The following is a 15,691-nucleotide window of genomic DNA, read 5'->3' as shown; positions in this document are numbered from 1 at the left end:
CCGTACGGCGGGACGCCGCCGCCTCATACGCGGCGCCCCGCTCCCTCGTCGCCCCGCCCGCTGTCCCTTCCTCCGCCGCAGGGCGCGCGTTTGCGGGTGAGGGCGAAGGCCGTGGCCAGGAGGGTGAGGGTCAGGAAGGCGTAGGGAGAGGCCAGGGGCTGGTACCACCAGGCGAGGTGGAGGTCGAGGTCGCCCGCCTTGGGGACCAGCCACATCGTGCGGGCCGTGAAGACGGCGACGACCGTGACGGTCACCCAGCGCGGGGCCGTGAGGGCGAGGCCGACGAGGAGCGGGACGCACCACACCCAGTGGTGGGACCAGCTGATCGGCGAGACGAGTACGGAGACCATGGCCGTGGCCATGACGCCCCAGTAGTCCCCCGTGCGCGTGCGCCCCTGCCGTACGTACAGGCGCCGCGCGAGCCACATCCCGGTGGCGGCGAGCACGACGGCGGGTACCAGCCAGAGCGGGCCCGGTTCGGGGTGGTGGGTGAGGCGCGCGATCAGGCCCTGGAGGGACTGGTTGTCGACGATCCACGCCTTGCCGACCCGCGTCGTCTCGAACATGCGCCGGGACCAGAACTCGACGCTGGCGCCGGGGAGTACGAGGGCGCCGGCCCCGACCGTGCAGGCGAACCCGGCGACGGCGTACAGCCCGGCGCGCACGCGGCCCGTGAGCAGCAGGTAGACCGCGAAGATCGCGGGGGTGAGCTTGACACCTGCGGCGACGCCGAGCGCGAAGCCCTTGGCGCGGGCCCCGTCGGGTCGGCCGAGGTCCCACAGGACGAGACAGGCGAGGGCCAGGTTGATCTGTCCGAACACGAGGGTCTGGAAGACCGGTTCGAGCCACACGGCGCCCGCCGTGACCGCCAGTACGAGGGGCAGCGTGTGGGTGAGGCGTACGGCGCGGGGCGCGAAGCGCAGTGACAGCGCCACCAGGAGCGCGAGCAGGGCGACGTTGCCGACGACGAACGCGGCCTTCACCACGGAGAGCGGCGCGAGCGCGACCGGCACGAACAGCAGCGCGGCGAACGGCGGGTAGGTGGCGGGCAGCTTCCACTCGGTCACGGTGAAGCCGTACAGATCGGTGCCGTTACGGACGGCAGCGCCCTCCGCGCGGTAGACCAGCACGTCCGACAGCGGAAAGCGCATGACGGCGAACAGGGCGACCAGGGTGGCGAACGAGAGGAGCAGCAGCGCCGCCGCTCTCGCGTTGAGGGGCGCGCTGTGCGCCCGGCGGGGCGTGGCCGTGTGGCTGGTGGGGGCAGTCACCGTGCCGTCTCCTCGTCCCCGGGACGGCGGCGCGACCGACGGCCCGGATCGCCGTGGGATCTCCTGGTGGATCTCTCCGGCGACCTTAATGGAGCACGGTCACCCTCGGTACGGGGCCTCGTGACCGCCGGTGCGGTGTTCGGCGGCGCGGTGATCGGCGGCGCCGCCGTGTTTGCCGGGGCGGCCGGCGTCGGTACCGGTGCGGTTGGTGCCGGTGCGGGTGCGGTTGGTGCCGGTGCCGTCCGGGGCGGTGCCGTTCGTGGCCGTGCCGTCCGTAGCGGTGCCGTCCGTGGCGGTCCCGAGGACGACGACGCCGAAGGCGGCGCCTCCGAAGACCCGTACGGCGCGCAGCAGCTCGCCTGTCCTGCGGCGGAGCTGGTGGCGGTTGCCGGTGGTTTCGGGGTTGCCGGTGGTGTCGGGGTGGCCGGTACGGACAGGGTTCGTGTGGCGGCCGGTGCTGTCCGTGCCCAGCGCCGTGGCGCCGTGGGGCGGGCAGTGGAGAGCGGGCCGCATCGGTGCGGTGTTCATGGGTCCATCCTCCGTTTCCGCAGGTCCCGGGCGCATCGGCCGGAAGTCCTTCACATACGGGAGGTGCGTACGCCTCAGGGGCGAGTCCGGGCCCGGGGGAACCCTGAGAGCACCCCGACAAAGGGTTCGACGGCCCTCGAACCGGGGAGTTAACATGGCCGACTTGCCCCCTCGCCGCCGATGCAGCCCCCCGCGCGCACCGGCCCCGAGGCGCCCGCCGCACGGAAACCGGCCGGGCCGTACGTGAAGCATCTGTATTCCGCAGAGACGCACTGCGCAGCCGTGCCCCCTCCTGCCCCCTGCCGGGGCGGGCAGAACACGGCCGCACGCTCGCGCCCGCACGCTACGCCGGAGGCAGCCTGGTGACCGCACAGCCCGCACCCGAACAGCCCGTACCTGTACCCCCGCAGTCCGAGCCCCCGCAGTCCGAGCCCTCGGGGCCAGGACCCGCCGGCCCCGATGACGCCGGCCGACCCGCCGGCCGACCCGACGATCCCCTGACCCGCGAACGTGCCCACCTCGCCGCCTCCCGCGAGGCGCTGCGCGCGATGCGTGCCGACGCCGAGTCCCTGAACCTGGCGGACGTGGCGGCGAACTGGGTCAACGCCGAGGCGCTGGCCGCCGGTGTCGAGGCCCGTGTCGCCTCGCTCGCCGACCTGGCGCACGCACCGCTCTTCTTCGGCCGCCTCGACTATCTGCGCGCCCCGTACGGGGACGGCGACGGGCGGAGCGACAGCGCGCCCAGGCCGGGGGCGGGCCCGGAGAAGGCCGGGCAGGCGGGGCAGACGGAGAAAGGGGACGAAGGGCTGTCCTTCTACGTCGGGCGGCGCCATGTGCACGACGCCGACGGCGACCCGATGGTCATCGACTGGCGTGCGCCCATCTCGCGCCCCTTCTACCGCGCCTCCAGGAACGACCCGCAGGACGTGGCGCTGCGCCGCAGATTCGGGTACACGGGCGGCGAACTGACCGCGTACGAGGACGAGCACCTCACCGACGCTCCCCCGGCCTCCGGCGGGGAGGTGGCCCCGGAGGGGCCGCGCACCAGCGCGCTGCTCCAGGCCGAGATCGAACGCCCCCGTGTGGGCCCCATGCGCGACATCGTCGCCACCATCCAGCCCGAGCAGGACGCGATCGTGCGTTCCGGCATCGAGGGCACGGTCTGTGTGCAGGGAGCGCCGGGAACCGGAAAGACGGCGGTGGGCCTGCACCGCGTCGCGTACCTGCTGTACGCGCACCGCGAGCGGCTCACCCGCACCGGCACCCTCGTCATCGGGCCCAACGACTCCTTCCTGCACTACATCGAACAAGTGCTGCCGGCACTGGGCGAGTTGGCGGCCAGGCAGACGACGGTCGAGGGCCTGGTCGCGCGCCCTGACGTGCCTGTTCGGGGCACGGACACGGCGGAGGCCGCGTGCGTCAAGGGGGACGCGCGGATGGCAGCCGTGCTGCGGCGCGCGATCCGTTCCGGCGTCCTGCGTGCCGGTCAACTCCCGGCGGACGAGCCGCTGATGGTCGTACGCGGCTCACGGCGCTGGCGCGTTCCGGTGTACGAGATCGAGGAGATGGTCGGCGAACTGCTCGCCAGGGACATGCGCTACGGCGCCGCGCGTGAGGCGCTGCCGCAGCGGATCGCGCACGCGGTACTCGTACGGATGGAGCGTGCCGGTGAGGCGCCCGACGACCGGGTCCAGGACGCGGTGGCCCGCAGCGCGGCCGTGAAGGCAATGGTCAAGAAGGTGTGGCCGGCGGTTGATCCGGCGAAGGTCGTGCTGCGGCTGCTGTCGGACGCCGGCTTCCTGGCCGAGCACGCCGAGGGGGTACTCACCCCGGACGAGCAGAAGCAGATCCTGTGGGCCAAGCCCGCGCGGAGCGTGAAGAGCGCCAAGTGGTCGGCCGCTGACGCGGTCCTCGTGGACGAGGCCGCCGACCAGGTGCAGCGCACGCACTCCCTCGGCCATGTGGTGCTGGACGAGGCGCAGGACCTGTCGGCGATGCAGTACCGCGCGGTGGGGCGGCGCTGTTCGACGGGTTCGGCGACGGTGCTGGGTGACCTCGCGCAGGGCACGACGCCGTGGGCCACGGAGAGCTGGGAGTCGGCGCTGTTCCATCTGGGCAAGCCGGACGCCGAGGTGGAGCAGCTGACCGAGGGGTTCCGGGTGCCCCGCGACGTGATCGCCTACGCCTCACGGCTGCTGCCCGACATCGCCCCCGCGCTGACCCCTGCCACCTCGGTCCGTGAGTCGCCCGGCGACTTCGCGGTCCGCGAGACGGCTCAGGAGACGCTGGACGCCGCCGTGGCCGATGCCTGCGGGGAGGCGCTGCGCGAGGAGGGTTCCGTCGGCCTCATCGCGGCGGAACACCGCATTCCGGCGTTGCGTGAGGCGCTGGAGCAGGCGGGCCTCTCCTACCTGGCGCCCGGCGAGGAGACCAGCCAGGACGCGCGGCTCACGCTCGTGCCCGCCACCCTCGCGAAGGGCCTGGAGTACGACCACGTCGTACTGGACGAGCCCGCCGCGATCGTCGCCGCCGAACCGGACGAGCGCACCGGACTGCGCCGTCTCTACGTCGCGTTGACCCGTGCGGTCTCCGGCCTCCGCGTCCTGCACGCGGCCCCGCTGCCGCAGGCGCTGGCCACGGCACCGGAGGCGCGTACCGCAACCGTCGGGTGACCCCGTAACGTAGCCGTTTGTCCCTACACGCCCTCTCGCGCCCTGGAGCCTGCCGTGCCCCCTCTCTCCTACGGAGACGTCAAGACCGCAGCGGAGCGCATCACGGGTCAGGTGCGCCCGGTCACCCTGGCGCGCGGTGACGGCTCGCACTCGTACAGGCTGTGGCTCGCGCTGGAGTTCATGCAGCACACCGGCAGCTTCAAGGCGCGCGGCGCCGCCAACTTCCTGCTCGCACACCGGGAACAGGGCACGCTGCCCGACGCGGGCATCACCCTCGCCTCGGGCGGCAACGCGGGCCTCGCCTGCGCGTGGGCGGCCAGGCAGCACGGTGTGACGGCGACGGTGTTCCTGCCCGAGACGGCACCCGAGGTGAAGGTGACGCACCTGCGCGACTACGGCGCCGACGTGCGCATGGTCGGCACGGAGTACGCGGAAGCCGCAGCGGCCAGCGAGGAGTTCGCCGCCTCCACGGGCGCGCTGTCGTCACACGCGTACGACAACCCTCTCATCGCCGCCGGCGCCGGCACGCTCGTCGAGGAGATCCGCGCCCAGATCCCCGACCTGGACACGATCGTCGTCTCCGTCGGCGGTGGCGGCCTCTTCGCGGGCGTCGCCGCCGCGGCGCAGCACCACGGCATACGGGCCGTCGCCGTCGAACCGCAGCGGTCCCGCGCGCTGAACGCGGCCATCGAGGCGGGCCGCGTCGTCGACGTTCCCGTCGAATCGGTCGCAGCCGACTCGCTCGGCGCCCGCCGCGCCACCCCCATGGCCCTGGCAGCCGCCGGGCACCGCAACATGCGCTCGGTCCTCGTCCCCGACCCCGCCATCACCGAGGCACGCCAGGAACTCTGGACCGACCACCGCCTCGCCGTGGAACACGCGGCTGCCACCGCCTACGCCGGCATCACGGCCCCGAACCCGCCCTACACCCCGTCCCGCGACGAACGCGTGGCCGTCGTCCTGTGCGGCGCGAACACCGACCCGGCCGACCTGACGGCCTGACGGCCTGTCAACTGACGCCTCACGGCCGGGCGGCCGAGGGCTGACGGGGGCTGACGAGGGCTGGCGACCTGGCGGATCCGGCGAACATGGCGGCAGCATCGAGGCGCCGTCGCCCGGTTCAGTGCCGGGCGGTTCAGTGCCGGGTGGGGGCGAGGAGTTGGAGGAGGTCGGTCACGGGCTGCTCCATGTCCACGCCCTCGTCGGAGAGCCATTGGAGCTGGATACCGTCGACGAGCGCGATGAGCAGCGTGGCGAGGCGGTCGGCCGGGAGGTCAGCGCGGAGGTTCCCCGCGTCCATGCCGGCCTGGAGGCGCGCGGTCAGCGCGGCGCGCAGGGTGGCGTAGCGCTCCGTGAACAACTCGTGTGCCGGGTGCTCCCGGTCGCCCGCCGAGGCGGCCAGCGAGAGGAACAGCGCGACGAGCCCCGGGGTCTTGGTGGCGTCGCGGATGACCTGGAGGTGGTCCTCCAGCCGCCCCTCGCCGAACTGCGCGCGCGCCGTCTCGTCGCGCACCCGCAGGACCTGCGTGAGCAGGTCCTCCTTGGAGTCGAAGTAGTGCATGAGGCCCGGAAGGCTGAGGTCGCACGCCGAGGCGACCTTGCGCAGCGAGGTGCCCCGGTACCCCTCGACGGCGAAGACCTCCAGTGCCACCCGCAGGATCTCCGCACGCTTCGCCTCGCCCTTCTCGTAAGGGCCCCTCCTCGCCATCCCCTTACCGTAGCCTCTCTCCCCCGAGGGCCCGTCAGCCCGGCAGGCGGCCCGTCCTGGCCACGGTGCCCAGCCAGCGCGCCGATTCCTTGGGCGTGCGCGCGAAGGTGTCGGGGTCGACGGCGATGAGGCCGAACGTCGGCTCGTAGGAGCCCCATTCGTAGTTGTCGAGCGCGCTCCAGTGCAGATAGCCGCGTACGTCGACACCGTCACGCAGCGCCTCGGCCATGCTCATCAGGGCGCGCGCCGTATGGTCGATGCGGCGCCGGTCGTCCGCGGTGGCGATGCCGTTCTCGGTGACCAGGACCGGCACGTTCCCTCCGGTGACCTCGGCGGTGTGCCGGAGCGCAGCACCGAGCGCTTCGGGGTGGTACTCCCAGCCGGTGAGGGTGCGTTCGGCGCCCCCGGGTACGGGCAGCGGCCCGTGCGCGGCGACGCGGGTACGGGTGTAGGACTGCACGCCCACCCAGCCGTCCTCGCGGCTGACCTGGAGAAAGAGGTCCTCGCGCGGGTGCGCGTACGCGGTGGCGGCGGCGCGCGCTGCCGGGTCGCCGGGCGGCTCGGGCTGGTAGACCTGGTTCGCCACGGTCCAGCCGGTCAGCACGTGCGGGCACAGCTCCTTCAGTACGGAGGTGGCCGCGCGGTGCGCCCTGATCAGCCCTTCGCTGATCGCCGGGTCGGGCTCGATGTGTCCGTGCCGTGGCGCGGCTTCGAGGCCCTCGCGTACGAGCGTCTGCATCACGGCGAGCATGTTGGGCTCGTTGAGCGTGACGACGTACCGCACTCCCTGGGCGACGAGCGGCGCGACCGTACGCACGTAACCCGCGAACAGCTCAGCCGCCTCCGGCGCCGTCCAGCCGCCGTTCGCGCTGAACCAGGCGGGCACGGTGAAGTGATGCAGCGTGACGACCGGTTCGAGGCCCCGCTGCCGCGCGCCCTCCACCATGCGCCGGTAGTGCGCGAGCGCCGCACGCGAGACCCGGCCACGCACCGGCTCGACGCGGGCCCACTCGATACTGAAGCGGTAGGCGTTGAACCCGAGTTCGCTGAGCAGGTCCATGTCCTCCCGCCAGCGGTGATAGCTGTCGGCCGCGTCACCGCTCGGCGTGCCGGCGGGTGACCCCTGCCGGTGTTCGAACGCCCACCAGTCGCTCGCCACATTGTTGCCCTCGACCTGGTGCGCAGCCGTCGCCGCACCCACCAGAAACCCGTCCGGGAGCCGGAACCCCGGTACCGGTTCGCCGCCCATGCTCACCTCGCTCGTGGAGTGCCGCGAGGCGCCGCAGCGGGCGCCACACGAAAACCGTTCATCGTTCGGTTTTATGTTAGCGTACGGGCTCCGCCGCCCGGAGGAACCGATGAGTCCACTCGGTCCCGCCACCGAGCCGGCCAACGATCCCGCTCGTCCCCGTCACCGTTCCCCCTCACCGTCGCCGGCGCCGTCACCGGAGGAGCCGATGAGCACACTCGTTCCCGCCCCTGCCTCTCGGGCTCTCCTGGGCGACGCCCACGCCCGCAGGGGCCCGGCAGCCCCCTGGGGTCGCGCCCACCTCCCGGCCGGAGGCTGGGTGAGGGTCAGCACGAACGACCCCGAACTGGAGGGCGTGGCCTGCGCGGTGCGGCAACTGCTGGGCACGCATGTGGAGTTGATGGGAGAGGGGCCGGGGGCGGATTCGCGGGTGGGCTCGGGATCGGGGCCGGGGAGGGGCTCGGGGGTGGACCCGGGAAGGGGCTCGGGAACGGGGCCGGACACGGGAACGGGGGCCGGCGTGCGGACGGTGCTGCTCACGCTGGGCGACGTACCGGCCCGTCCGGCGGCCGTGGGGGTGCCGCCTGACGGGTCCGCACAGCTCGACGAGTGCTATGCGCTGACCGTCGGGGCCACGGGCATCACCTGCCGCGCCCGTACAGCGGTCGGCGTCTTCCGCGCCGCCGTATCCGCGCTGCATCTGCTCGCGGGCGGCGCGCACATACCGTTCCAACACATCGATGACGGACCCCGGTTCGCGTGGCGCGGGCTGATGGTGGACGTGGCCCGGCGCTACTTCACGCCCCGCGAACTCCGCGCGGTCATCGACCTCGCGGCGCTCTACAAGCTCAACGTTCTGCATCTGCACCTCACCGACAACGAGGGCTGGCGCCTGGAAATCCCCGGCCGCCCCGGCCTCGCGGGCGACACGGCCCCCGGGCCGGACGGGCGGGAGGGCGAAGGAGAGGGCACGGAGGGTACGGAGGGCGCCGAGGCTCCGGGTGCGGAGGGCACGGAGGAGGCGCCAGGGGTCGTGGGCGCCGAGGGTAACCCCGCCGGAGAGGCGGACGCGGACGGAAAGACGAAGGCTGTCGAAGAGGCGGGCGCCGACGGAGAGGCGGATGCCGACGGAGAGGCGGATGCCGACGGAGGGCGGTCCGCGCGGCGCTACTACACCGCAGCCGAGTACCGCGCGCTCCAGCGATACGCGGCCACACGCTTCGTCACCATCGTTCCGGAGATCGACCTACCGGGGCACTGCGCCGCCGTCCTGCGCGTCTGCCCCGAGGCCGGAACGGTGCCGCGGCCCGCGTGGATACCCCCGCACATCTCCTACACCCCTCCGCTGGACCCGGGCGACGCGGGCGCGCGTGCCTTCATATGTGAGGCGCTGACCGAGGTGGCACGGCTGACCGACGGCCCGTTCGTCCACATCGGCGGGGACGAGGCCCTGGGAATAGGCGCCGAGGACTTCGCTGCGGCCGTACGGTTCGCGCGGGAGACCGTACGCGCGTGCGGCAAGCGGCCGTTGGGCTGGCAGGAGACGGCCCGTGCGGACGCCGGGCCCGAGGACATCGGGCAGTTCTGGGTGAACCTTCCGATGACGGACCTGCCCACCTCCGAGGAGGAGTTGAAGCAGCGCCCCGAACTGCTGGCCGCGGGCTTCACGATGCGGGTCGCCGACGCCCTGCGCCGGTTCTTCGCCCCCTCGGACGACGACCTCGGACTACTGCTGCGCGGCGGAGCCAAGGTGCTGCTCTCACCCCAGTCCCATCTCTACCTCGACCGTCCGTACGACCCCGCGGTCGCCCCCTCGGCCGAGGCAGCGCGCACCTCCGCACGCATCGGCTTCACCTACCGGCCCCGATCCGTACGCCACGCCGCCGCCTGGGACCCCGACGCCTACGGCGTGCCCGAGGAACAGGTCGCCGGGGTGGAGGCCACCGTCTTCTGCGAACGCGTCCACGACTTCGCCGACCTGACCACACTGCTGCTGCCGCGCCTGGCGGGCGTCGCGGAGACAGCCTGGACAGGACGGCCCCCGGAATGGGAGGAGTACGCACCCCGGCTGGCCGCACAGTCCCCACTCTGGCGAGCCCGCGGACTGAGCTACTTCCCCTCGACGGAGACACCTTGGCGCTGAGCGCCCGCGGGTCCCGGTGACCCAGCGACCCGGCGACCGACGACCGACGACCGGCGACCGGCGACCGGCGACCGGTGTTCGGCAAGACCGACAACGAGCAGCCGCATGCGGTCGGACGCGGTCGGACGCGGTCGGACACGGGATCAACCGGCTCAAGGGCCACCGGGCAGTGGCCACGAGGTACGACAAGCTCGCCGTACGCCACGAGGCGACCGTGCTGGTCACAGTCCTCGACGAGTGGCTGTGACCAGCGGATTCTCAGTCGACCTAGTAGACCTCAGGCTGCCCCCGACGGCGCGGCGCAGGCGTCGGCGATGGCTTGCGTGTCCCAGTAGAACGGACGGACCTCAGTGATCCGCCCGTCCTTGATCGTGATCGCTTGCAGAATCGGGAAGCTGAGTTCGCGGCCGGACGCACGGGCGCGAGCACGGACCTGTGTGAGCACAACAGCGGTCTCACCGGTGGCCAGGAACTCCTGCGCCACCATGTCGAACGACTCCCAGGTCTGCCCCATCATGAGGAAGAACCGCGTCATGCCGTCGTGCCCACGCCAAGTGCCTCCGTAGGGCAGGGCATCTGCTTGATGCAGCTCGACATCCGGCGCGAAGAAAGGGGCGAGCAGGTCGAACGAAGCCTCGCCCGGGCCTCCAGCCGCCAAGTACTGCGCCTCAGCCGCATACATGCCGGTGAGAACTGTCACTGAGTCCGTAGTGGATGACATCGTCATGCCAGCAGTGTGATCACCGTAGAAGGCTCTTGCTGGCGGCAATCAGCCATCGTTGTGCAGCGCGGACGGACTTCCGCAACACGCCCCAGCCGACCGCCGCTCGGCTGAGTGCACAACCGCTGGCCGGCCGGGAGAGGCCGGCCCGTGGCGCAGTCGGCGGCATCCGGGTCAGGTCCACAGGTGGAACAGTTCGGTGTCGCCGCCGACGGCCCTTGCGGTGGCGACGGCGTCGGGCAGAGGGGTACCGAGCGCGAGCAGCCGGTAATAGAAGGCGGCGGCGAAAGCGAGGACGGCCGTCCCTTCTGGATAACCGCCTGGGGCGAGATACGCGGAACACCCACCGCCGAGGAAGGCACGGGCCATGGCGTCGGTTCCGGTCGCACAACCCGTGCTGAACACCACGCCCTTGGCCGGAGAGCCCAACGTGGCCACGATCTCCGGAGTGAGCACCTCCTTGAAGGGCTGCCGAGCAGCGATGTCGGGCGCAAGTTCCTCCAGCAGTACGCCCCGCTCGTCGCCATGGCAGCACAGAACCAGATGCTCGGCCCGGCTCAGCGTTCCATTCAACACATCGACGAGATGGTTCGGTGAGCCCACGGACAGCAGCCTGGTGTCGGCACCGTACGAGGTGAGGAGGTCGCGCAGCACGTAGGGTTCGCCGCCCGTGGCACCGATGGTCACGACATCAACAGCCGCAACAAACATCCGCCCCGCCTCCTGTACCACCCTGGCCCGCCCTCACCCGGGGAGCCTAGCCACGCGACGATCCGCGGGCGGCGGAACCAGCCTCCTGCGCCGGGCCCACCGGGGAATGCGCCGACCCAATCGGGGGACACACAGGGCCCATCCGGGGATATCGCATACGAGATACAGACACGGGATACGGGATACGGGATACGGGATACGGGGCACCGGATACGCTCGACTGCCGATCGCCTGCTACCGATCGTTGAGCAACCACCCGACGGGGCAGGGCTACGGGATACAGCCGACCGCAGACCGACCATCGGCTACCGGCTACCGGCTACCGCCGACCGTCCATCGGCCATCGGCCACCGGCGACCGGCGACCGACCACCAGGCGACCGGCGACCGACCACCAACCCCCCGGCCCACCAGGCCGCCCCCACAGGCCCGTTCACTCCCCTCCGGCGGCAATCTCCGCGAGCAGCCGTTCCAGTACGTCTTCCGTGAGCGGGCTGCCGGGGAACTCGGCGATGGCGTACATCGGCATCTGCTCGGCGGCGCGCAGGATCATGGGGTCGGCGAGCAGTTCGGTGAGTCGTGTGCCGGCGTCGCCTGCCTCGTCGAGCACGCGTTGGAGCAGACCGGCGCCGACCGTGTGGGCCCGCCACTCCCCCAGCGTGGAGTCCCGCGTGAGTGGGGCACAGGCGTCGTCCGCCGTGAGGTGTACGGGCGCGCACAGGCGTATGTCGCGCGAGGAGGCCGCGGCCTCGACAACGTAGTCGCCGCCCTCGACGCGCCAGCCGCCCTCCCGGACGCTGTAGTACGCGAGTTCGTGCCGGGCGAGCGTCATGCCGACCTCGCCGCTTTCGCCGGGGCCGAGGGTCACGGAGCCGAAGGCGCGCAGTTCGCGCACGGGTCGGGCCACGGTGGACGCCGCGGGCCCGCGCACGTAGAGCTGAACCACCTCACGGCCCGTGCGCCGCCCCGTGTTGGTGACGGCGACGGTGACGCGCAGCCCGTCGTCCGTCTCGTCCACCATGAGGTCGTCGTACGCGAATGTGGTGTAGGAGAGGCCGTGACCGAAGGGGTAGGCGACGGCGCGGTCGGTGGTGTCGTAGCCGCGGTAGCCCACGAACAGGCCCTCGCCGTACCGGACATGGCCCTCCTCGCCCGGAAAGGAGAGGTACGAGGGGGTGTCCTCCAGACGCAGCGGGAGGGTTTCGGTCAGCTTTCCGGACGGGTTGACCTCGCCGAACAGCACATCGGCGATGGCCGCGCCGCCCGCCTGCCCGAGCAGCCAGCCCTCCACCAGGGCGGGCACCCGCTGCTCCCATGGCGTGACGCGGACGGCACCCCCGTTGGTCAGGACGACCACGATCCGTTCGTTCACCTCGGCGAGCGCTTCCAGCAACTCGGTCTGCTCGTCCGGGATTTCGATGTGGGTACGGTCGAACCCCTCCGACTCCTCCTCCTCGGGCAGCCCGAGGAAGACGACCGCCGTACGGGAACGGGCCGCGAGCGCGACCGCCTCCTCCCGCAATCCGGCGACCGCTCCGGCCACCGCTCCGGCATCGGTTCCACCACCGGTCCCGGACCCGGCACCGGTCCCCTCAGCGCCAGCACCGGCACCGGCACCGGCATCGGCGCCGGTCCCGAGCGCGTACCCCGGCGCGAACCCGACCCCAGCGGCCTCCCCCGCACCTCCCGCTCCCGCCCCGGCCGCGGCCCGGATGGCGTCCAGGCCCGTTTCAAGGCGTACGGGGTTGACGCGGGAGCTGCCGCCGCCCTGGTAGCGGGGCGTGCGGGCGAGCTCGCCGATGACGGCGAGGGTGCCCCCGTCCCGGTCCAGGGGCAGGAGGGGCACGCCGTCGGCGCAGGCGTCGTTCTTCAGCAGCACGATGCCGCGCCCCGCGGCCTCGCGGGCGAGCGCGTGGTGCGCCTCGACATCCGGGGCTGCGGCATCCCCCGGGTCACGCCCGGCCGCAGATGCCTCCGCGCCCCCCGTCGCATGCCCCGCCGTACGTGCCGCGAGGGCGGCCAGGCGTTCGACGGAGCGGTCGAGGGCCGCCTCCTCCAACCGGCCCGCGGCGACGGCCTGTTCGACCTGCCGGTCGGTGCGTCCCCCGGCCGCCGGCATCTGGAGGTCGAGCCCGGCGGCGAGCGCCGCGACCCGGTCCTTGACGGCGCCCCAGTCGGACATGACCAACCCGTCGAACCCCCACTCCTCCCGCAGCACGCGCGTCAGCAGAGTGTGGTGCTCGGTGGCAGTCACCCCGTTGATGCCGTTGTAAGCCGCCATGAGGGTCCAGGGGCGGGCGCTACGTACCACGCGTTCGAAGGCGCGCAAGTAGATCTCGCGCAGCGGGCGTTCGTCGATGTCGGCGCTGACACGCAACCGGTCCGTCTCCTGGTTGTTGGCGGCGAAGTGCTTGAGCGAGGCCCCCACACCGCCGCCCTGGAGCCCGCGCACCATGGCCGTACCGAACTCGCCCGCCACCAGCGGGTCTTCGGATACGTACTCGAAGTTACGGCCGCACAGCGGGGACCGTTTGATGTTGACGCCCGGGCCCAGCACGACGTCAACGCCGCATGCGCGCGCCTCCGAAGCGAGCGCTGCGCCCACGCGTTCGACCAACTCCGGGTCCCAGGCGCAGCCGAGCGAGACGGCGGGCGGGAAGCAGGTCGCGGCCACGCTGTCGCGCAACCCCAGCGAGTCGCCGGTGCCCCGCTGCGTACGGAGCCCGTGCGGCCCGTCCGAGAGGCGGAGCGCGCGCAGCCCGACCCGTTCGGCCGGGGTCGTGGTCCACGTGTCATGTCCGCTGGTGAGCCCGGCCTTCTCCCGCAGCGTGAGCCCGGACACTAGCGAGGACCCGGGCGGGGGCCCGGGCGAGGACCCGGGCGGGGGTCCATCGTCCGGAGGCGCAGGCGCAGGCGACGGCGACGGCGACGGCGACGGCGACGGCAAGGACGCGGACGAGGACGCGGCCGGAGGCATGGCCGACGGGGTGAGCGGGGGCGGCGTGGGCGCGTTGTCTTCCATGGGGCTACCGCACTTTCTTGACGAACTTGACCGCCAGGCCGCCCGCGAGGGCCAACCCGGCGCCGACCGGGAACAGCGCGTCATAGCCGCCGGTCGCACTGACGATCCCGCCGGCCAGGAACGGGCCGCAGGTCTGCGGCAGGCTCCAGGACAGCCCGATGACGCCCAGGTCCTTCCCGTATCCCTCCCTGGACGGCAGCACCTCGGTCATCAGCGCCATGTCGACGGAGCCGAAGACGCCGTAGCCGATGCCGCCGATCACGGCGGAGATGATCATTCCCGTGAGGGTGGGCAGGAAGAACGGGACCACGAGGCCGACGGCGAAGATTGCGGCTGCGGCGTAGATGAACACCTTCCGGCGGCCCACACGGTCGGACAGGGGCCCGCCCAGAAGGGTGAAGACGACCAGCGTCGTGAAGGTGATGATCCCCAGGACGGGCACCCAGTCCACGGCCTCGTCGCCGAGCCCGATGTAGTCCTGGAGGATGTAGAGCGAGTAGCTGTGGCTGATGAAGTAGCCCGCCATCAGCAGGAACCTCCCGGCGAAGACCCACGCGAAGTCGCTGTGCACACGCGGGTTCACCCAGTAGCTGGCCACCAGGTCCTTCAGCCGGAGCGGGTCCCTGGGCTGCCCTGTGCTGGGCTCGTCCGGGTTGACGAGGACGAACGCGACGGCGAAGGCGAGTGACAGCAGGGCCACTGTCCAGTAGGCCGTGCGTGGCTCGGAGTCGAAGCGCGCCGCGAGCAGCTGCCCGCCGAAGGTGCCCAGCATCTGCCCGGTGGCGCCGAGCGCGGCGAACGTTCCGCGACGCTCCTGCGGCACACGGTCGGGCAGCACCGCGCTCAGCGGCAGCAGCGCCGCGTTGTAGCCGATGACGACCAGCAGGTACGCGCCGAGCAGCGCGGGCACGCTGGCCGCGAACGACATCAGCACCATCGCGGCGCCACCCGCGGCGGCCCCGCCGACTATCCAGGGGGCACGGCGCCCGTGCCGCGAACGGGTGCGGTCGGAGAGCCGGCCGGCGAGCGGCTGGACGAGCATCGTCATCGCGGCGCCCAGCCCGGTGATGAGCGCGAGGTTGCCGACCTTCGCACCCGGATCGATCTCCTTGACCTGCAGGGCGAGCAGCACGCTGGTGACCGCGCCCCACGCCAGGTTGAAGCCGATGTTGCCCGGCATCCAGGCCCAACGCAGCCTGCGGAGACGGTCCTCCGCCTGGCCACCGGGCACGGAAGGCGGTCCGGGAGCCGTCTCGGAAGTGGCAGCGGACACGATGACCTCCGTCCTCGCCGGGCGGCATCGCCCGGACAGCAAAAACCGTAAGGTGATCGGTTTTTACTGTCAACGCTTGTGCTGCCGCCTCCCGCGTGTGACATATGAGGCGCCCAAGAGCGCGGAGGCGCCGCCCGTACGGGCGAAGTTCACCGGGGCCCGGTGCCAACGCCCGTCCCGTACGGGCCCCTTGACGCCCTCCCTGAGCGTCGTCACTCTTACTGCTCGGTAGGACCCACCGGTCGTCGCCGTGGTCGTGACCCGTTCACGGTCCCGTCCGCAGTCCCGTCCGCAGTCCCGTTCATGGTCCCGTCGGCGGCGCCGTCCGCGGTCCCGTTCACGGTTCGCGGTCCCGTTCGCGGTTCGCGGTCCGGTACGGGTCTCTGCCACGCGC

General features: G+C 72.2%; 11 protein-coding genes. 3 read left to right on the top strand and 8 right to left on the bottom strand.

Annotated elements, in window-relative coordinates:
• Window positions 1-23 precede the first annotated feature (23 nt).
• Window positions 24-1,196: a glycosyltransferase 87 family protein gene (locus NMN56_RS37360; RefSeq protein WP_430542817.1), complete on the bottom strand. Its 1,173-nt coding sequence runs from the start codon at window positions 1,194-1,196 to the stop codon at window positions 24-26.
• A 174-nt stretch (window positions 1,197-1,370) separates the two neighbouring features.
• Complete coding sequence (locus tag NMN56_RS37355) at window positions 1,371-1,799, bottom strand: hypothetical protein (RefSeq protein ID WP_274044993.1); 429 nt, start codon at window positions 1,797-1,799, stop codon at window positions 1,371-1,373.
• A gap of 362 nt (window positions 1,800-2,161) precedes the next feature.
• Here NMN56_RS37355 and NMN56_RS37350 point away from each other — a divergent pair, with 362 nt between their 5' ends.
• A complete protein-coding gene (locus NMN56_RS37350) occupies window positions 2,162-4,471 on the top strand; it encodes a HelD family protein (protein WP_430542815.1) in 2,310 nt (769 codons plus the stop codon).
• 54 nt (window positions 4,472-4,525) lie between these two features.
• Entirely contained in the window at window positions 4,526-5,473 is a 948-nt protein-coding gene (locus tag NMN56_RS37345) for a threonine/serine dehydratase (protein WP_274044992.1), read from the top strand.
• A gap of 133 nt (window positions 5,474-5,606) precedes the next feature.
• Here the strand turns inward: NMN56_RS37345 and NMN56_RS37340 are convergent, their stop codons facing one another.
• The gene (locus tag NMN56_RS37340) at window positions 5,607-6,179 is read right to left on the bottom strand and encodes a TetR/AcrR family transcriptional regulator (RefSeq protein WP_274044991.1); all 573 of its coding nucleotides are present in this window, start codon (window positions 6,177-6,179) and stop codon (window positions 5,607-5,609) included.
• Window positions 6,180-6,213: 34 nt separating this feature from the next.
• A complete protein-coding gene (locus tag NMN56_RS37335) occupies window positions 6,214-7,428 on the bottom strand; it encodes a glycoside hydrolase family 1 protein (protein ID WP_274044990.1) in 1,215 nt (404 codons plus the stop codon).
• Between the two features lie 319 nt (window positions 7,429-7,747).
• On the opposite strand from NMN56_RS37335, the gene NMN56_RS37330 reads away from it, so the two are divergent.
• Window positions 7,748-9,571 (top strand): family 20 glycosylhydrolase, encoded by a 1,824-nt coding sequence (locus tag NMN56_RS37330; RefSeq protein WP_274044989.1) that lies wholly within the window; start codon window positions 7,748-7,750, stop codon window positions 9,569-9,571.
• A 277-nt stretch (window positions 9,572-9,848) separates the two neighbouring features.
• On the opposite strand, the gene NMN56_RS37325 is transcribed toward NMN56_RS37330, so the two are convergent.
• The 4 genes from NMN56_RS37325 to NMN56_RS37310 form a co-directional block, all read right to left on the bottom strand.
• The gene (locus NMN56_RS37325) at window positions 9,849-10,298 is read right to left on the bottom strand and encodes a nuclear transport factor 2 family protein (protein ID WP_274044988.1); all 450 of its coding nucleotides are present in this window, start codon (window positions 10,296-10,298) and stop codon (window positions 9,849-9,851) included.
• 168 nt (window positions 10,299-10,466) lie between these two features.
• Entirely contained in the window at window positions 10,467-11,003 is a 537-nt protein-coding gene (locus NMN56_RS37320; protein ID WP_274044987.1) for a hypothetical protein, read from the bottom strand.
• 432 nt (window positions 11,004-11,435) lie between these two features.
• Window positions 11,436-13,979 (bottom strand): glycoside hydrolase family 3 C-terminal domain-containing protein, encoded by a 2,544-nt coding sequence (locus tag NMN56_RS37315; RefSeq protein WP_274045077.1) that lies wholly within the window; start codon window positions 13,977-13,979, stop codon window positions 11,436-11,438.
• A 49-nt stretch (window positions 13,980-14,028) separates the two neighbouring features.
• Window positions 14,029-15,297: an MFS transporter gene (locus tag NMN56_RS37310; RefSeq protein ID WP_274044986.1), complete on the bottom strand. Its 1,269-nt coding sequence runs from the start codon at window positions 15,295-15,297 to the stop codon at window positions 14,029-14,031.
• Window positions 15,298-15,691: the final 394 nt, after the last annotated feature.

The organism is Streptomyces iconiensis (assembly GCF_028657195.3).
GTDB lineage: Bacteria > Actinomycetota > Actinomycetes > Streptomycetales > Streptomycetaceae > Streptomyces > Streptomyces iconiensis.
This window is presented reverse-complemented; position numbering and strand designations above follow the sequence as displayed.

Bases quoted from the DNA above. Each gene is read 5' to 3' on its own strand.
- NMN56_RS37355 (WP_274044993.1), bottom strand. From the start codon at position 1,799: ATGAACACCGCACCGATGCGGCCCGCTCTCCACTGCCCGCCCCACGGC.
- NMN56_RS37340 (WP_274044991.1), bottom strand. From the start codon at position 6,179: ATGGCGAGGAGGGGCCCTTACGAGAAGGGCGAGGCGAAGCGTGCGGAG.
- NMN56_RS37335 (WP_274044990.1), bottom strand. From the start codon at position 7,428: ATGGGCGGCGAACCGGTACCGGGGTTCCGGCTCCCGGACGGGTTTCTG.
- NMN56_RS37325 (WP_274044988.1), bottom strand. From the start codon at position 10,298: ATGACGATGTCATCCACTACGGACTCAGTGACAGTTCTCACCGGCATG.
- NMN56_RS37320 (WP_274044987.1), bottom strand. From the start codon at position 11,003: ATGTTTGTTGCGGCTGTTGATGTCGTGACCATCGGTGCCACGGGCGGC.
- NMN56_RS37315 (WP_274045077.1), bottom strand. From the start codon at position 13,979: ATGCCTCCGGCCGCGTCCTCGTCCGCGTCCTTGCCGTCGCCGTCGCCG.